Genomic DNA, 17,795 nt, shown 5'->3' on the forward strand with positions numbered 1-17,795 from the left:
AAGGAAATATAATTAATAAAAAAAGCCACCTTTAGTTAAAGATGACTCATTTATTTTACGATATTTTAAGAATACACTAATTAGATAGTAAAAGTGCGTTTTTTCTTGTGCTCGCTTTTATCATAACGATCTACACATTCGTGGTAAATTTTAATTGCTTGTTCAGCATTTCCCCAACCACCTGTATCAACTTTTTTCTTCTCTAAATCTTTATAAACTTGGAAAAAATGTTCTATTTCTTTTAATCTGTGTGGGTTTAAATCAGCTATATCCATTTTGTTACTCCAAATAGGATCTGATACTGGTACACAAATAATTTTTTCGTCTGGTCCTTTTTCATCCGTCATGTAAAACACACCAATTGGACGAACTTCCATTACAACCATTGGAAATGTTGGCTGATGACCTAAAACTAGCACATCTAAAGGGTCTTTATCTAACGCTAGAGTTTCTGGAATAAATCCATAATCACCAGGATACATCATTGAAGAAAATAACATACGGTCAAAACGAATTTTGTGTAATGTAAAATCGTATTCGTATTTATTTCTACTCCCTTTAGGTATTTCAATTAAAACATCAAAAGTTAACGGTTGTTGTTTCTTGCTCATATTAAATCTTATTTTATTTTTCTTCTAAAAGAGAAGAATCTTAATTTTCTGTAATCAAGGTACAAATGTACTGAACACGAAAGCAGTAAACAAGATAAAAACACGTGTTTTAATACTAAATTGAAAGCTTAATTCTAATTTTACCTTATATTAATTAAGAATTAAAAAGATACACATTGTAATTCAATTCGTGTTTTATTTGAAAATCCGGGCTATTTCTCCATAAACCCCTTACATTAATTACAAAACTTATCCATAATTAGTATCTTGTGTTTTTTTAAAACCAATGATATATAAGCGTCATAATATGAGACTACTCCCAATTTTAATCATAACTATTTTAGTTAATTTCAATTTAACGGCACAAACCCAACCGTGGCAAGGTAAATTCGAACCTATCGATAATTTAATTACTCCACCAAACACTTACAGAACAGCTAGTGGTGCTCCCGGCAGAGATTATTGGCAGCAACGCGCTAACTATAACATTAAAGCGACTATAGACGAAAAAACCAACACCCTTTCAGGGGAAGAAACCATAACCTATTTTAACAATTCTCCAGATGAATTATCATACTTATGGCTTCAATTAGAGCAAAACGTAAACAAAAAAGAAAACGAAGATTTTGGTAGTATTAATAATGAAGTAAAAGATTTTATTACCACCAGAAAAATGCAATTTCTAACCCGCGCTATCGATTTCCCCGCTGGTTACTCCATAAAAGAAGTAAAGGATGCAAATAAGGACAACCTAAAAATATTGATTAACAACACCATGATGAAGGTTAAATTAAATGCGCCTTTAAAATCTGGTGAACAAATTAGTTTTTCAATCTCGTGGTCTTACCCAATAACAGACAGAAGTATGTATACGCTTTCGCGAGAAGGGTATGAATACTTTCCGGAAGATGATAACAGTGCCTTTTTAATTGCACATTGGTTTCCTAGAATGGCCGTATATAGCGATACTGAAGGTTGGCAAAACCAACAATTCCAAAAACTTGGTGAGTTTGCTTTAGAATTTGGAGATTACGATGTTGAAATTACAGTACCTGCCGATCATGTTGTTGCTGCAACTGGTACGTTAGAGAACAGCGAATCTGTATTAAACAAAACACAACTTAAACGCTTAAAGCAAGCAAAAGCTTCTTTTGACAAACCGGTAATCATTATTACTGAAGAAGAAGCCGACCTTAATAAGAAAACAAAATCTAACAATAAAAAAACTTGGAAGTTTAAAGCTGAAAATGTACGTGATTTTGCTTTTGCTTCATCTAGAAAATTTATGTGGGATGCACAAGCTGTAAAACTACCAAGCCATACAGTTATGGCTATGTCACTTTACCCAAAAGAGGGCTTACCTGTTTGGCAAGAAGTCTCTACAAAAGCGGTAAAAAACGCCTTAGAGGTTTACTCTAACGCTACTTTCGATTACCCTTATCCTGTTGCTATTTCGGTTAACACATCTAATATAGGTATGGAATTCCCAATGATTAGTTTCAACGGAGGCCGCCCAACAAATGGTAAAATAAGCGAAAAAGCTAAAGCAAGCATGATTGGTACTATTATACATGAAGTAGGGCACAATTGGTTCCCTATGATTGTAAGTTCTGATGAGCGTAAATGGATGTGGATGGACGAAGGATTAAACACCTTTTTACACCAACGTACTTTAAAGGAAAGATACCCTTCTTACAGCCACGTAACTCCGAAAAAAATTGTTGCTTTTATGATGGGAGATAAAAACATATTACGCCCAATTATGACAAATTCAGATAATGAACTATTCAACCAATTTGGAGCGAATTTCTACATGAAACCAACTGTAGGATTACAAATGTTACGTAACTCTATTATAGGTAAAGATTTATTTGACGAAGCTTTCAGAGAATATGCTAACCGTTGGAAATACAAACATCCAAACCCAGGAGATTTATTTAGAACCTTAGAAGATGCAACTGCTACCGATTTAGATTGGTTTTATAAAGGATGGTTTTTTACAACCGACCACGTTAACCAACAACTACATAATGTAAAATGGTTTACAGTAAAAGAGGAAAACACAAAAACTTCTAAAAACAATAATACTGAAGCAGAAATGACGGAGGATGTTTTTACAGATTTCTCGAACGGACCACAAGTTATAAATATGACATCTACACCAGATCGAGGATATGGTCAATTTACATCTCGCTTAGATGAAAAAGAATTACGCAAACAACTTTCTGGTAAAAACATTTACGAGGTTACTGTAAAAAATATAGGCGGCTTAATTATGCCTGTTATTATTGAATGGATTTACTCTGATGGTTCTTCGGAAATTGATAGAATTCCTGCTCAAATTTGGAGACGAAATGAATATGAAATTAAAAAGACATTCGTAAAAGCCAAAACAGTTGTTAAGGTAAATTTAGATCCTAACTTTGAGCTTGCCGATACAGATATGAGTAACAATACATTCCCGAAAGCAGATTCAACTTCCGACTTCGATCGCTTTAAAGCAAAAAAATCAAACTAAATCAGTTTTAAAATACACCGCATAAAAAAGCCAACTAAATTATTTAGTTGGCTTTTTTTATAATCTTAAAATACAGCTTAACCTTAAGCTTCTTTTTCTTTCTTCTTAAAACTCATAATTACCAAAATTATCATTCCGGTAGTAACCGATAAATCGGCCATATTAAAAACACCTGTTCTAAAAACACCTCCTAAATCTATAAAGAAAAAATCGGTTACAGAACCATAAACCACACGATCGTAAACATTAGCAATACCACCACCTATAATGCTAGCAAAAGCAAAAAGTGATAGATTATCTAAACTCGTATCTTTTAAAATATGACGAAGTACAAATGCTAAGACAACAATAGGTAGAATTAATAATAAAATAATTCTTAAGGCTGGGTTTAAATCGCTACCCATACCTAAAAAAGCACCGGTATTTTCAACATTCATTAAAATAAAAGCATCTCCAATTAAAAAAATACGTTCACCCGGATGAATATCTGTACGACCAACAATAGTATTTCTAACCCATATTTTCGAAATTTGATCGACAGCAATGGTTAAAACAATGACTAGAATAATGTAAATTGAGCGTTTTGTAAGTTTCATCTACTTATTTGTATCTAACGTTGCAGAAGCCGTTTCCGAAGCTCTATTTATTTTTTTAACTAAACCTTGCAAAACCTTACCTGGGCCAACTTCAGTAAATAAAGTAGCTCCGTCTTCTATCATTTGTTGTACAGATTGTGTCCAACGTACAGGAGCTGTAAGTTGTGAAATTAAATTTGCTTTTATTTCCGACTCATCGGTAATAGCAGTTGCTGCTACGTTTTGATAAATTGGACAATTTGGTTTGCTAAAGGTTGTGTTTTCTATAGCTGCGGCTAACTCCTCACGAGCTGGCTCCATCATTGGTGAGTGAAATGCTCCACCGACCGGTAATACTAAAGCACGTCTTGCTCCAGCTTCTTTTAAAGCCTCACAAGCTTTGTTTATTGCTTCAACTTCTCCCGAAATCACTAATTGACCTGGGCAGTTGTAATTTGCAGCTACAACAACACCATCAATCTCTTCACATACTTTTTCTACTACAGCATCTTCTAAACCTAAAACGGCAGCCATAGTACTTGGTTGTAATTCACAAGCTTTTTGCATCGCAATAGCACGTTGAGACACCAGTTTTAATCCGTCTTCAAAAGTTAATGCACCACTAGCTACTAATGCTGAAAACTCACCTAAAGAATGTCCTGCAACCATATCTGGTTTAAAGCTTTCGCCTAAAGTTTTTGCTAATATTACTGAATGTAAAAATATAGCGGGTTGTGTTACTTTAGTTTCTTTTAAAGCTTCTGCAGTTCCTTCAAACATAATGTCTGTAATAGGAAACCCTAAAATCTCATTAGCTTTTTCGAATAAACTTTGTGCTAAAGGAGAGTTTTCATAAAGGTCTAAACCCATTCCTGAAAATTGTGCCCCTTGGCCTGGAAAAATATATGCGTTCATAATTAGTTCTTTTATTAGTGTTGCAAAAATAGTAATTATTGGCTATTATCAATGGTTTTAATGATTTTAGCGGTATTAACAATAAAATAAATCCTGCCTAGCAATCTATAAATTACCCGTTGCTGCTTCCGCACAACGTTCACCATCCATAGCCGCAGAAACAATACCACCTGCATAACCTCCACCTTCTCCGCAAGGAAATAAATTGGAAATTTGAGGATGTGCTAAACTCTCTTTTCGAGGAATAGAAACTGGTGATGATGTTCTAGATTCTACACCAACCACATTGGCTTCTTCTGTATAATAACCATTCATTTTTTGTCCGAATGCTTGAAAGCCTTTTCGTAACCTACTCCCGATTAATTTCGGTAAAAGCGAATGTAAAGGCGCCGAATTTAATCCCGGTTGGTATGATGTATCATTTAAACTTGAAGATAAATTACCTTCCACAAAATCAGTTAAACGTTGTGCTGGCGCTACCTGACTTCTTCCGCCAGCCGTAAAGGCCAAACGTTCTAAATTCTTCTGATATTCCAAACCTTTTAACGCTCCAAATTGCTCATATTTAGGTAAATCTTTATTAACATCTATTTCTACTACAATACCAGAATTGGCATATAGATTATTCCGTTTAGACGGCGACATACCATTTACAACAACTTCTCCATTTGCTGTAGCTGCCGGCACAATAAATCCGCCAGGACACATACAAAATGAGTACACACCACGTTCGTTAACCTGCTGTACTAACCCGTAAGATGCGGCTGGTAAAAGTTCATGACGAGCGCCAGAACAATGGTATTGAATAGAATCGATAATATGTTGCGGATGTTCTACACGAACGCCCATAGCAAAGGATTTGGCCTCTAAAGCGATGTCCTTTTTATCTAATAAATAAAAAATATCTCTAGCCGAATGCCCTGTTGCTAGAATAACCTTATCAACAGGCATTTCTTCTTTATTTAAAAGCTGAATGGCCTTTATGCTATTATCTTTAATAACAAAATCGGTAACTCGGGTTTCAAAATGAACTTCTCCACCATAATTCAATATGGTTTCTCGAATATTTTGAACCACTTTCGGGAGTTTATTTGTTCCTATATGCGGATGTGCATCGACCAAAATTTGATCGGTTGCGCCATGAAAAACTAAATTCTCAAAAATACGGCGTACATCACCACGCTTTAAACTTCGGGTGTAAAGTTTACCATCGCTGTAAGTTCCTGCTCCACCTTCACCAAAGCAATAGTTAGAATCTTCGTTTACAAAATGATCTTGATTTATTGCTTTTAAATCGCGACGACGATCTTTCACATTTTTTCCGCGCTCTAAAACAATAGGTTTAAAGCCAAGTTCAATACAACGCAACGCCGCATACATCCCTGCAGGACCAAAACCAATGATATGAACTGGTTTCGCCTTAGATACATCTTTATAATCAAAAGTATAATCGGATGTTTTTGGCAGAGCTTCTCGAATATAAACAGCTACTTTATAGTTCAGCATAATCTTAGCCTTTCGAGCATCAATAGATTTTCTTAAAACTTTTACTCCTGTAATATCTTTTCGATCTATTTCTAACTTTAAAGCAGCCTTTAAAACTAGAATATCACTACGTTCTTCTTCTTTTAATGTAATACGAAGTTGAATTTCTTTCACCATAAATATTGAAGTTCTCTAAAGCAACAAACCTTTTGCTTTTCTATTTTCTTTCGTAAGTTAAAAACGTAAATTCATAATCGTGCTTATCATCTTTATTATGAAATTTATGCGCTGTTTCTTTCCAAATTGAAGTATCTACTTCCGGAAAAAAAGTATCGGCATCAAAGCTTTCATGTACACGTGTTAATTCAATTTTATCAGCAACTGCCATGGCTTGCTTATAGATTTCACCACCACCAATAATGTAGGGTTGCACATCGCTTTTAGAAGCCTCAATAGCTTCTTCTAAACTATTAACTAATATTACACCTTCTGGCGCTTTGTAATCTGTTTGTCTTGTAATTACAACATGTGTACGGTTTGGTAATGGCTTTGGGAAACTCTCAAATGTTTTGCGCCCCATAATGATATGATGGCCATTTGTTAAGCTTTTAAATCGTTTTAAATCATCACTTAAATGCCAAATAAGTTTATTGCCTTTTCCTATAGCATCGTTTTCCGCTGCAGCGACAATAATAGTAAGTTCTTGCTTACCTGTACTTATAGCTTCTTTTACCTTCTGTTCACTTTTAAAAACCTCACTTTTCACAATAAGTTTCTCTTCTTTATCTAAAGTGCTTTTTAAAGCTTCAATACGTACTTGCTGTTTTGCTACAAGTTTTTCTAATTGTTCTTTTTCCCAAGCTTTACCCATAAATTTATGAGTAACAAACACAGTAATTAAATGATATACAAAGAAAAACGACCACGCTAGAATAGCGTATAAAAACCATTCTTTACCAAAAAAAGTAACCTCTTTACCAATACCTAAAACGGTATTAGCAATTATTAAAAAAACAGCACCAAGAAGAAATATAACAAAATGAATGTACAATCCTTTCTTTTGCCTAATGCGTTTTTGAGCATTTTCTATAAGCTCTAATTGGTCTTTATCTATTTGTGGAGTGGGTCTTTTTTTTCCGAACATGATGTAAAAATAATAGATGTAAAGTTATAACATTTTAATGATATGCCGAAGTTTATTTAATTAGTCATATTTTAGAGAAACACTAGCTTAATAAGCTCTAAAACTAATTGAAAATCAAGCAAAAAGCCGATTTAACGATTGCTAATAATATAAAATTCAGCCTAATTTTATTATTTACCATGAAATAATTAGAACCCATATTATTAAATTGATAATTTTTTGATGTTAAGGCGTTTAAATGATTATGAGTTAATAAACTTTTATAAATTTGTAGAATAAAACAACATATTTTACTATGGCTATTAAAAAACAATATTTAAAAAGCAAACCAGTTTGTAAAGTAACTTTTACTATTGAAGCTGAGGAGGCAAAAAAAGTTTCTATTGTTGGGAGCTTTAATGAATGGAACGAAAAAGCAACACCGTTAAAAAAATTAAAGAACGGAACATTTAAAGGCACTGTTGATTTAGATGCTGAGAATTCTTATGAATTCAAATATATAGTTGACGGAGATTACGTTAACGACTCTGCTGCAGACTCTTATGTTTGGAGCGATTACGCTTCTGCTGAGAATAGCGTTGTTAGTGTTTAATTACCATATCAATACGGTATAAAAAAAGGGCTTCTAAAAAATTTTAGAAGCCCTTTTTTTATGTTTTATCTCTCACGAATCTTAAATCGCTACTTTTCCTTTTATATGTGGATGTGGATCGTAACCTTCTAAAGTGAAATCATCAAAATCGAAATCAAAAATGTCTTTAATTTCAGGATTCATCTTCATTGTTGGCAACGGACGAATATCTCTAGATAATTGCAGCTCTAATTGCTCGTAATGATTACTATAAATATGCGCATCTCCAAAGGTATGAATAAACTCACCAGCCTCGTAACCGCAAACCTGAGCCATCATCATGGTGAATAAGGCATAAGAAGCAATATTGAATGGTACACCTAAAAAGATATCTGCACTACGCTGATAAAGCTGACAAGACAATTTACCATTAGCCACATAAAATTGAAAAAACGCGTGACATGGAGGCAACGCAGCTTTTCCGTTCGCCACATTTTCACTAAAAGATTTTGAATTATCTGGTAAAACAGAAGGATTCCAAGCAGAAACCAACATTCTACGACTGTTTGGGTTGGTTTTTAAACTATGGATTACTTCTTTAATTTGATCAATTTCATCACTATTCCAGTTACGCCATTGATGCCCGTAAACAGGCCCCAGATCTCCATTTTCATCGGCCCATTCATTCCAAATGCGCACACCGTTTTCGGTTAAATATTTGGTATTGGTATCACCTTTTAAGAACCAAAGCAGCTCATAAATGATAGATTTTAAATGCAGTTTTTTGGTGGTTACCATCGGAAAACCTTCACTTAAATCGAAGCGCATTTGGTATCCAAAAACACTTTTTGTGCCTGTACCCGTGCGGTCTCCCTTTTCGTTTCCGTTTTCTAAAACGTGTTTTACTAAGTCGTGATATTGTTTCATAATTATCGCTCCTGCAGAAACAGGGTTCTATTATTTAGTGATTGTTTATTACCTTGAAATAACTACAAATAGTTAGTAACAAAATTAGTAAAAACAATTGTTTATTTAATCTTCTGTAAAAATTAAGCTGTATACTTTTGTAAAGTTACTGTCTTCGCAGGAATTGTTTACCCAATAATCATTCCAGCAATAGTTGCTGAGATTAAAGAAGCAATGGTACCACCAATAAGTGCTTTCATACCAAATTTGGATAAGGTTTTACGTTGCCCTGGAGCAAGCGAACCAATACCACCAATTTGGATACCAATAGAAGCAAAATTAGCAAACCCACAAAGCATGTAGGTTGCCATAATTATCGATTTCTCGTAACTTAAATGGGTAGCATTTGCCGCATTTTTTAAATCGCGCAATTGTATGTACCCAATAAATTCACTAGCTGCCAATTTAATACCTAAAAGCTGCCCCATTAAAGCCATATCCTCTTTAGCTACACCAATAAGCCACATAAGCGGCGCAAAGGCATAACCTAAAATAAGTTCGATAGATAATTTAGCGTAGGATGTGTTACTAGCAATCCAACTGTTTACAGATGTTACATCTCCAACCCAGCCAAGAATACCGTTAAACATAGCTATAAAAGCCACAAACACTAATAACATAGCACCAACATTCACGGCTAGTTTTAAGCCTTCGGTAGTTCCATTTGCAATAGCATCTAAAAAGTTAGATCCTATTTTTTCTTGAGAAACAGAAACATCGGTATTTACTTCTTCTGTTTGAGGGAATAATATTTTTGAAATTACAATAGCACCTGGCGCTGCCATAACAGAGGCTGCTAACAAGTGTTTTGCATAGAATAATCTTAACTCAGCATCATCGCCACCTAAAAAACCAATGTATGCAGCCAATACTGCTCCCGCAACGGTTGCCATACCACCGATCATTACCAATAGCATTTCAGATTTATTCATTTTCTCCAAATACGCCTTAATTAAAAGTGGCGCTTCTGTTTGGCCTAAAAAAATATTTCCGGCAACACTTAAACTTTCGGCTCCCGAAATTTTTAATGTTTTTGAAAGCAACCAAGCCATAGCCTTTACGACGCGCTGAATGATACCTAAATAAAATAAAACAGATGTTAATGCAGAAAAGAATATAATAGTTGGTAGCACTTGGAACGCGAAAATAAATCCGAACGTATCCATATCTACCACTAAACCTTCGAAAAGAAACTTACTTCCAGCTCTTGTAAAATCGAGTACGTTTACAAATAAGCCTCCAATAAATTCAAAAATAGTTTTTATAAATTCTACTTTTAAAACGCCTATAGCAATTAAAAGTTGAAAAGCTAAACCGACAACAACAATTTTCCAGTCAATAGCCTTTCTATTGCTACTAAAAAGAAACGCTACAAAAATAAGCGTAACCATACCTAAAACACCACGCCATAAACTGTTTAAAGTAAACCCTTGGCTAGGTATTATAGTTGCAGTTGCTACTTGCGGTTCTGGTTGTACAGACTCGACAACTTGAGCGACATTTAATTCTGCTTTAGTAACCACTACCGAATCTTGCAGAGCATTGCTAACAGAATCTGTAGTTTGGCTAATTTCGGCAGTTATTGTTTCGTTTACATCCTGTGCCGTTAATGTTGTAGTTAGAACTAAAAAAAAAGCAACAGTAATCAAAAACAACTTATTCATATTATAGACTTAGGTATTATTCTCTTTTGGAAATTTCATCACGAATATGTGCTGCCTTTTCATAATCTTCATTCGAAACAGCTTCTTCTAGTAAGTTGTGAAGTTCTTCGATAGATTTTGCTTTGTAGTTTTCTCCTGGTTCTTGAGGCTCAAGCTCATTTGCAACCAACTCATCCATCAAAATATTATCTTCCGTATCATCATCCTCTTTTTTAGGATTCACTTTTAAGTAAATACCCGCTTTATCAAGAATGTTTTTAAACGTAAAAATTGGAGCTTGAAAGCGAAGTGCTAAAGCTATAGCATCACTAGTTCTGGCATCGATTATTTCTTCAATTTTATCGCGTTCGCAAATTAAACTTGAATAAAAAACGCCATCTACAAGCTTATGGATAATAACTTGTTTTACAACAATATCGAAGCGGTCTGCAAAATTTTTAAATAAATCATGTGTTAAGGGTCTTGGAGGACTAATTTCTTTCTCTAAAGCAATAGCAATAGATTGCGCCTCGAAAGCCCCAATAACTATAGGGAGTTTGCGGTCGCCATCTACTTCATTTAAAATTAATGCATACGCACCATTTTGGGTTTGACTATAGGAAATCCCCTTTATGTTTAATCTTACTAAACTCATAATTAATAAAAACGCAAAGAACTGTTTAAATTAGGACTTTACCAACTGCATGATGGATAAATTCTAATTTAATCAGTTCTGAATATTATTACAATTTAAAAAAAAATATGTTATTGCTGCGCTTTGAAAGCTTTTAATTTCTCGATGAGTTCTGGAATAACCTGAAAAGCATCTCCAACTACTCCGTAATCGGCTGCTTTAAAAAACGGCGCTTCTGGATCTGTATTAACGACAACTTTCACTTTAGAAGCATTAATACCTGCTAAATGCTGAATAGCACCAGAGATTCCGATAGCGATATACAAATTAGACGCTACAGGTTTTCCTGTTTGCCCAACGTGTTCACTATGTGGTCTCCATCCTAAATCTGACACTGGTTTAGAGCAAGCTGTTGCTGCACCTAAAACTTCGGCCAATTCTTCAATCATTCCCCAGTTTTCAGGACCTTTTAATCCACGACCACCAGAGACTACAATTTCTGCATCTGCAATAGTTACTTTATCTGTGGCTTTATCTACAGACTCAACGTTTACAGCAAATTCTGGAATGGCAGGCGAAAAATCTTCCGCGGAAGCGCTACCACTATTTTCTACTAAACCAAATGCATTATTAGAAACGCCAATGATTTTAACTTCGGTATTTATTTGCGTGTTTTCGAAAGCTTTATTTGTAAAAGCGGGACGTTTAACAGTAAAAGGACTTGTGCTAGATGGTGCTGCTACAACATTAGAAGCGTAACCTGCATTTAATCCTACCGCTAAAAGTGGTGCTAAATATTTACTATCGGCACTAGAGCTGATAATAATAACTTTAGCACTTTCGTTTTCGGCCGCTTGCTTAATAACATGTGCATAAGCATTAGCGTTAAAACTATTTAATTTATCATTATTAACATGTAACACTTTATCTACTCCGTAATTCCCTAAAACAGATGTATCTGCGGCATTTACGCTAATAGCTGTAACAGTTGTGCCTAATTGGTCTGCTACGGCTTTTGCATAAGAAGCAACTTCTAACGCTGCTTTTTTAAAGTGACCTTGTTCTGATTCTGTATATACTAAAACTGACATAATATATTCTTTATTTTTTTAATTTCCACGAAAGTGAAAATATCATTAATGATTTTGTAAACTTGAAAAGACTCTGAAATTAAACTCAGACTTAATCCTTTTCTTTAAATAACCTTAGCTTCGTTATGAAGTAAGCTTACCAACTCGTCTAAATTATCTGGAGAAACCAAAGTAACTGCACCTTTTGGAGCTGGTTTTTCAAAAGAAACAGATTGTGTTTCAGGAGAAGCTTCTACAGGTTCTGATACTGTTAATGGTTTTTTACGAGCCATCATAATACCACGCATATTTGGAATACGTAAATCACTTTCTTCTACCAATCCTTTTTGTCCACCAACTACTAATGGTAAACTTGTAGAAACGGTTTCTTTACCACCATCGATTTCTCTAACCGCTTTAGCACTTGTACCGTCTATTTCTAAACCAATACAGCTATTTACAAAATTTGCATTAGTTAAAGCCGCAAGCATACCAGGCACCATTCCGCCATTGTAATCAATAGATTCACGACCAGCAATAACTAAATCGTAACCACCATTACTAACAACATGGGCTAATTGCTTAGCTACAGAAAAAGCATCGGTAGCTACTGTATTTATGCGTATTGCAGCGTCTGCACCAATAGCCAAAGCTTTACGTAATGTAGGCTCGGTTTCTGGACCACCAACATTTACAACATCTACACTGGCACCTTGTTTTTCCTTAAACCACATGGCACGTGTTAAACCAAATTCATCATAAGGATTTATCACAAATTGTACGCCATTGGCATCAAACTTAGTATTGTCTTCTGTAAAATTAATCTTAGAAGTGGTATCGGGAACGTGGCTAATGCACACTAATATTTTCATAATAATCGCTATTTAGTAAGAATATGTTTGTTTGAGTTTACGAAGTTAATTATTTTATTTCGAAAAATACTATGCATGCATAATAAATTTTTGTTTTTATTTTAATTTCCTTCTTTAATTAACAATTTAATATTGCAAATATTTTATTCAAGACAGTATATAACTGATAGCACCATACTCTTCTGTTTATCATGATTCTATCGTTAAAACTTTGCTTTAACGCCAAACAATACATACCCGCTTAAAATAGAAGTTACTCTTTGATCTAAAACATTAGCGCTGCCTATATTCTCAATAATGTTCTGATTTGTTAAATTAAAAATATTATCTCCAATAAGGCTGAACTCCCAAATCGAGCCTTTCTTTTTGTATTTAAGTTTTGGACTTAACGAAAACAAATCCCTTTCAACATTAGATGTTCTATATATATTATACATTGAATTTAAATTCCAAGACCATTCTTTTAAAAAGTTTCCATTTAAATTTAAATAAGGTTTAGCAATTAATAAATTCGATTTATTCTCGTTATTATAAAAGATACTTTTCGAGTATTTATAGCCTATATCGAAGTATACTGGAGAATTTTTAAAAGTTGAATTAATTTTTAAAAGGCTAGATATGTTTTCATTTTTAAATATGCTTTTCACACTATTTTGAAAATAATCTTTTTCTGAAAAGTCATAAGACAGGCTACCGGAAAAAGAAAGAGGTAAACCCTTAAACTCTTTATCAAAAAACACAAAAGTATTAAACGTTTTATCTTTATCGATTACAACGTTTTTCGAAATTGAGACATTAGAAGCGTTTAAGAAATTATTATTAACGGACTTGTTCTTTATATTAAGCGAGGAATTAAATATAAACGATGATTTCCTTTTAGCATTAAATACGAATTGGCTTAAATTAAATTGATGGTAAGGAAATATATCGTTAAATAATACATTTTCATTTATAGTTAAATTACGATAATTTTTAATAATATTCTCATCAATTAAATTATCGATAGTTGTAGTTGCATTAGAATAATTATAAGACAGTTTAGCTATTTTATTACTAGAAAACACTGCTTTAATAGAAGATTTAACATCTAAATAATTAACAGCATCAGGCTCGCTATTAAACTTATTATAAACATCATTAAAACCAACACCTAAAGAGTAACTTAAAACCTGGTTTATTCTAAAAGTGAATTCTGTTCCGATAGTATTTGAAAATCTACTTAGCGTTAAATCATTATTAAAAGCTAATTGATTTCTTACTTCTGAAAACAACTGGCTATTGCTATAAATACTTTCTAAAAAAAACTTAACACTTGTTTTTTCTCTTCTTATTGTGTAGTCTAGATTAAACCCAACTTCTTTTGAATCTTTATAAAAATTTTGATCAATAGAAAACATATTATTTTCAAAATCTAAATCTAAAAACGCGTCATCTGAATTGATTCTAATATCATTTTCGCTTTTATTATAATTGAAAAACAAATTTGAAGTCAATGTGCTAATATTCAAATTCTTTTTAAAAGATAAGTTTGAGTTGAATACTGTTTTTTTGGGATGATAGTTTTCTTCAATAAATTGCACACCATCATCGAAATTATTTTCAATACGATTGTTTTGATTTGTATTATCTATACTTAAATTATTATTAAAGCTTAAAACTGTTTGATTATTAAATCTATAAATTGACTTTAATTTTAGAGCTGCAAAATAATTTGCTTCTGTAGTCAAATTTTGTTCATTAATTTTAATAGCCTCTAAAGAAGGGTTTAAAATGGTGTTTCTAAAAAAAGATTCTTCTTGATTTGTGTTATTAAAAATGCTATAAAAATCAATTTTAGCTTTTTTATTTACGTTAAAAATAGAGCTAACACTTAAAAACTTGTTTGATCTAGATTTCACCTTATCTCCTGCAATTACAAACCTTGGCACATCTTCTAAATTTGTAAATGTTACTTCACTATCTCCACTACTTGATTTAGTTTCAGAGCCCTCTATTAGACTAAAATAGTCTTCAACACCAATAGGAGATTCCCCTGTATTATTAATATTGGTTAGCGCTGTGAATTTAATTTTTTTATGAAAATTAAAAACAGGAAGATTAAGTTTGTATTTATCTTTTACACCTACGTAAGCTTCTACATTACCGGTGAATTTATTTTTAAAATCTTCTTTAATATTAACATTTAAAGCGGTTACACCTGTATTATCGTTTTTTGTGACAGATTCAAAATCTTTATAATTTCTTATTAACTCAACATTTTTCACCATCTCTGATGATAGGTTTTCTGTTGCCAATTGATGCTGACTCTTAAATAAATCTTCCCCATCCACAAGCAGTTTATCAATTGTTTTGCCATTTGCGGTAATTTTTCCATTATCGTTTATACCTAAACCTGGCAGTTTTGTAATAATATCTTTTAAATTCTCTTCAGTACCATTTAAAAATTTATCAATTTTATAAAGTGTTTTATCTCCTTTTTGGAAAACGCCATTATTGTCAGCTTTTAATATCACTTCATCCAACTCTGTATTACTCTCTGTTAGCACTATTAATCCCAAATCTAAATCGGAACTTTTTAAGCTAATATTTTGCTCATTCGCCTTATAGCCCAAATTGCTTATTTTTAGGATATAATTTCCTGAATCTATTTTTACATTAAAAAAACCATCTTTGTTCGATGCTCCAAAAGCAATGGTGTTACCGTCAAAATTTTTGATAATAACATTTGCGCCTTCAATTGCTAAAGAATCCTCGTTTATAATGGTTCCGTTAACAACATAATCTTGCCCAAATAATGAAAAAGGTACAAATAAAAAAAAGCAGATATACTGCTTAATTTTATTTACATATTTGTTACAACTAAATTTGCCTTTCATTTATCTATTCTTAATATATTCCTGAACGGTAAGCATTTTAGTTTTATTTGTAGGCTCGGCTATTTCCATATTTTCGCCTTTAAAATATTTTAATTTTTCAAATTTTATAAAGGTGTTTTTTTCGACCTCTATTTGCAAAATCATACCCGGTAAGCCGCTATAGTCCATTGGCCCATCGCTAATAGGAAGATCTTCACAATACCAAGCCGTAATATTAATAACTCTTGGGCCAACTGTCTTTATTGTTGTTGCTTTTTTACAATTATACCCAGCAATAGTTTGGTTTAGGTTTTCTAAACTCCAGTTATAAACAGGTATAGTATCTTTTATACTAACATTTTTATTTATTTGATTTTTATTTGAAACTTCTAATCTATAAAGATTAGTATTAAAGTTTTTATAATAATTCTCCTCGTGAGATTTTATATATGTATATACCGTTTCGAGCCCTTTATCCTTTAATTTTTCATCTCCAACAAAAGTAGTATCAATAGTAGTACCTTCATTAGAAATTAATTTGAGTAACGAAACACCATTACTGTAAGTATAACCATAATATGTTGGCTTTTTTGCCTTATCACTTAGTTCTGTATCGTCCCCAACCCCCTTAACCGAAGTATTTGTAACAATACCTTTTAAAGTTTGTGCAAAAGTCAAAAAATTTAATAATACTAATAATAGCAATAAACATCTCTTTTTATTCATATAGATTTTATAGTAATAGAATATATTGGTTATACCACATTCCAAGTCAAACAACAAACTGTCTTAACCCAATTTATTTCATACAAACTCATTTAACCACCATTCAGCGCGTCTTAATATATTCCTGAATAGTAAGCATTTTAGTTTTATTTGTAGGCTCGACTATTTCGATATTTTCGCTTTTAAAATATTTTAATTTTTCAAATTTTATAATGGTGTTTTTTTCGACCTCTATTTGTAAAATCATACCCGGTAAGCCGCTGTAGTCCATTGGCCCATCGCTAATAGGAAGATCTTCACAATACCAAGCCGTAATATTAATAACTCTTGGGCCAACTGTCTTTATTGTTGTTGCTTTTTTACAATTATACCCAGCAATAGTTTGGTTTAGGTTTTCTAAACTCCAGTTATAAACAGGTATAGTATCTTTTATACTAACATTTTTATTTATTTGATTTTTATTTCTTTTTGAAACTTCTAATCTATAAAGATTAGTATTAAAGTTTTTATAATAATTCTCCTCGTGAGATTTTATATATGTATATACCGTTTCGAGCCCTTTATCCTTTAATTTTTCATCTCCAACAAAAGTAGTATCAATAGTAGTACCTTCATTAGAAATTAATTTGAGTAGCGAAACACCATTACTGTAAGTATAACCATAATATTTTGGCTTTTTTACCTTATCACTTATTTCGGTATTACCAGCAGCACTTCTAATATTCGTTTTTGAAACAACACCTTTTAAGGATTGTGAAAAAACAGAAAAATTTGATAATATCAGTAATACTAGTAAACAACTATTTCTATTCATATAAATTTTATAATTAATAACAACAAGCCTATAAAAAGCTTGCTGTTATTGTTATTTTACATATTGAACCAAATACATTTCGTAGTTTTAGTCACTACTACTTCCCCTGTCATTATATCTTCTTCTTCTGTAACATTACTTGTATAACAAATCCAAACATCATCGTCACTTGTTACTCTATTAGTTTTCTTATCGACTTCACTGCTATTAGCAAAAGCTAAAGATGAGATAAATAAAACCGCAAATACATTTAAAATAGTTTTTTTCATAATTACTTGATTTAAAGACTAATTTTGAACGAAGTAAAAAAAAAAAAAAAACGAACATACAAGTTTTTACCTACATTAATTGAATGTATTTTATTTCTTTTTAAGATTTCAACATATAAATTTCAGT

At 32.5% G+C, this 17,795-nt stretch carries 16 protein-coding genes; 2 read left to right on the plus strand and 14 right to left on the minus strand.

The genetic code is table 11. From position 1 onward, the window contains the following. Positions 1–80 precede the first annotated feature (80 nt). Complete coding sequence (locus tag GQR98_RS04255) at positions 81–611, minus strand: inorganic diphosphatase (protein ID WP_042502653.1); 531 nt, start codon at positions 609–611, stop codon at positions 81–83. Positions 612–918: 307 nt separating this feature from the next. On the opposite strand from GQR98_RS04255, the gene GQR98_RS04260 reads away from it, so the two are divergent. Continuing rightward, positions 919–3,129, plus strand: coding sequence for a M1 family metallopeptidase (locus GQR98_RS04260; RefSeq protein WP_159018431.1), 2,211 nt, complete (start codon positions 919–921; stop codon positions 3,127–3,129). A gap of 83 nt (positions 3,130–3,212) precedes the next feature. On the opposite strand, the gene lspA is transcribed toward GQR98_RS04260, so the two are convergent. The 4 genes from lspA to GQR98_RS04280 all read right to left on the minus strand — a co-directional run bounded on the left by lspA (position 3,213) and on the right by GQR98_RS04280 (position 7,248). Then, positions 3,213–3,725 carry a signal peptidase II gene (gene lspA / locus GQR98_RS04265; protein WP_159018432.1) on the minus strand — a complete coding sequence of 171 codons (513 nt, stop codon included), beginning with the start codon at positions 3,723–3,725 and terminating at the stop codon, positions 3,213–3,215. Continuing rightward, the gene (fabD, locus tag GQR98_RS04270) at positions 3,726–4,619 is read right to left on the minus strand and encodes an ACP S-malonyltransferase (protein ID WP_159018433.1); all 894 of its coding nucleotides are present in this window, start codon (positions 4,617–4,619) and stop codon (positions 3,726–3,728) included. A gap of 105 nt (positions 4,620–4,724) precedes the next feature. Then, positions 4,725–6,281 (minus strand): NAD(P)/FAD-dependent oxidoreductase, encoded by a 1,557-nt coding sequence (locus GQR98_RS04275; RefSeq protein ID WP_159018434.1) that lies wholly within the window; start codon positions 6,279–6,281, stop codon positions 4,725–4,727. 40 nt (positions 6,282–6,321) lie between these two features. Beyond that, positions 6,322–7,248: a dihydrofolate reductase gene (locus GQR98_RS04280; protein ID WP_159018435.1), complete on the minus strand. Its 927-nt coding sequence runs from the start codon at positions 7,246–7,248 to the stop codon at positions 6,322–6,324. A 295-nt stretch (positions 7,249–7,543) separates the two neighbouring features. On the opposite strand from GQR98_RS04280, the gene GQR98_RS04285 reads away from it, so the two are divergent. Continuing rightward, positions 7,544–7,840, plus strand: coding sequence for an isoamylase early set domain-containing protein (locus GQR98_RS04285; protein ID WP_042496690.1), 297 nt, complete (start codon positions 7,544–7,546; stop codon positions 7,838–7,840). 81 nt (positions 7,841–7,921) lie between these two features. On the opposite strand, the gene GQR98_RS04290 is transcribed toward GQR98_RS04285, so the two are convergent. The 9 genes from GQR98_RS04290 to GQR98_RS04330 all read right to left on the minus strand — a co-directional run bounded on the left by GQR98_RS04290 (position 7,922) and on the right by GQR98_RS04330 (position 17,668). Beyond that, complete coding sequence (locus GQR98_RS04290) at positions 7,922–8,746, minus strand: thymidylate synthase (RefSeq protein WP_159018436.1); 825 nt, start codon at positions 8,744–8,746, stop codon at positions 7,922–7,924. A 167-nt stretch (positions 8,747–8,913) separates the two neighbouring features. Further along, positions 8,914–10,449, minus strand: coding sequence for a NupC/NupG family nucleoside CNT transporter (locus tag GQR98_RS04295; RefSeq protein ID WP_233268073.1), 1,536 nt, complete (start codon positions 10,447–10,449; stop codon positions 8,914–8,916). Positions 10,450–10,465: 16 nt separating this feature from the next. Continuing rightward, positions 10,466–11,083, minus strand: a complete 618-nt coding sequence (locus GQR98_RS04300) for a bifunctional nuclease family protein (RefSeq protein WP_042502640.1) — start codon at positions 11,081–11,083, stop codon at positions 10,466–10,468. Between the two features lie 110 nt (positions 11,084–11,193). Continuing rightward, positions 11,194–12,153, minus strand: coding sequence for an electron transfer flavoprotein subunit alpha/FixB family protein (locus tag GQR98_RS04305; RefSeq protein WP_159018437.1), 960 nt, complete (start codon positions 12,151–12,153; stop codon positions 11,194–11,196). 104 nt (positions 12,154–12,257) lie between these two features. Then, the gene (locus GQR98_RS04310) at positions 12,258–13,004 is read right to left on the minus strand and encodes an electron transfer flavoprotein subunit beta/FixA family protein (protein WP_042496682.1); all 747 of its coding nucleotides are present in this window, start codon (positions 13,002–13,004) and stop codon (positions 12,258–12,260) included. Positions 13,005–13,207: 203 nt separating this feature from the next. Then, on the minus strand, positions 13,208–15,880 hold the full coding sequence (locus GQR98_RS04315; RefSeq protein WP_159018438.1) for a carboxypeptidase-like regulatory domain-containing protein: 2,673 nt from the start codon (positions 15,878–15,880) through the stop codon (positions 13,208–13,210). Next, complete coding sequence (locus tag GQR98_RS04320; protein ID WP_262885140.1) at positions 15,881–16,585, minus strand: GLPGLI family protein; 705 nt, start codon at positions 16,583–16,585, stop codon at positions 15,881–15,883. A 103-nt stretch (positions 16,586–16,688) separates the two neighbouring features. Further along, the gene (locus GQR98_RS04325) at positions 16,689–17,399 is read right to left on the minus strand and encodes a GLPGLI family protein (protein ID WP_159018440.1); all 711 of its coding nucleotides are present in this window, start codon (positions 17,397–17,399) and stop codon (positions 16,689–16,691) included. A 56-nt stretch (positions 17,400–17,455) separates the two neighbouring features. Continuing rightward, complete coding sequence (locus tag GQR98_RS04330; protein ID WP_159018441.1) at positions 17,456–17,668, minus strand: hypothetical protein; 213 nt, start codon at positions 17,666–17,668, stop codon at positions 17,456–17,458. Positions 17,669–17,795: the final 127 nt, after the last annotated feature.

Source organism: Algibacter sp. L3A6 (assembly GCF_009796825.1).
Taxonomy (GTDB): Bacteria; Bacteroidota; Bacteroidia; order Flavobacteriales; family Flavobacteriaceae; genus Algibacter.

What these genes read in the sequence shown, in the direction of transcription:
- GQR98_RS04255 (WP_042502653.1), bottom strand. Translation starts at nt 611, where the DNA reads ATGAGCAAGAAACAACAACCGTTAACTTTTGATGTTTTAATTGAAATA.
- GQR98_RS04260 (WP_159018431.1), top strand. Translation starts at nt 919, where the DNA reads ATGAGACTACTCCCAATTTTAATCATAACTATTTTAGTTAATTTCAAT.
- lspA (WP_159018432.1), bottom strand. Translation starts at nt 3,725, where the DNA reads ATGAAACTTACAAAACGCTCAATTTACATTATTCTAGTCATTGTTTTA.
- fabD (WP_159018433.1), bottom strand. Translation starts at nt 4,619, where the DNA reads ATGAACGCATATATTTTTCCAGGCCAAGGGGCACAATTTTCAGGAATG.
- GQR98_RS04275 (WP_159018434.1), bottom strand. Translation starts at nt 6,281, where the DNA reads ATGGTGAAAGAAATTCAACTTCGTATTACATTAAAAGAAGAAGAACGT.
- GQR98_RS04280 (WP_159018435.1), bottom strand. Translation starts at nt 7,248, where the DNA reads ATGTTCGGAAAAAAAAGACCCACTCCACAAATAGATAAAGACCAATTA.
- GQR98_RS04285 (WP_042496690.1), top strand. Translation starts at nt 7,544, where the DNA reads ATGGCTATTAAAAAACAATATTTAAAAAGCAAACCAGTTTGTAAAGTA.
- GQR98_RS04290 (WP_159018436.1), bottom strand. Translation starts at nt 8,746, where the DNA reads ATGAAACAATATCACGACTTAGTAAAACACGTTTTAGAAAACGGAAAC.
- GQR98_RS04295 (WP_233268073.1), bottom strand. Translation starts at nt 10,449, where the DNA reads ATGAATAAGTTGTTTTTGATTACTGTTGCTTTTTTTTTAGTTCTAACT.
- GQR98_RS04300 (WP_042502640.1), bottom strand. Translation starts at nt 11,083, where the DNA reads ATGAGTTTAGTAAGATTAAACATAAAGGGGATTTCCTATAGTCAAACC.
- GQR98_RS04305 (WP_159018437.1), bottom strand. Translation starts at nt 12,153, where the DNA reads ATGTCAGTTTTAGTATATACAGAATCAGAACAAGGTCACTTTAAAAAA.
- GQR98_RS04310 (WP_042496682.1), bottom strand. Translation starts at nt 13,004, where the DNA reads ATGAAAATATTAGTGTGCATTAGCCACGTTCCCGATACCACTTCTAAG.
- GQR98_RS04315 (WP_159018438.1), bottom strand. Translation starts at nt 15,880, where the DNA reads ATGAAAGGCAAATTTAGTTGTAACAAATATGTAAATAAAATTAAGCAG.
- GQR98_RS04320 (WP_262885140.1), bottom strand. Translation starts at nt 16,585, where the DNA reads ATGAATAAAAAGAGATGTTTATTGCTATTATTAGTATTATTAAATTTT.
- GQR98_RS04325 (WP_159018440.1), bottom strand. Translation starts at nt 17,399, where the DNA reads ATGAATAGAAATAGTTGTTTACTAGTATTACTGATATTATCAAATTTT.
- GQR98_RS04330 (WP_159018441.1), bottom strand. Translation starts at nt 17,668, where the DNA reads ATGAAAAAAACTATTTTAAATGTATTTGCGGTTTTATTTATCTCATCT.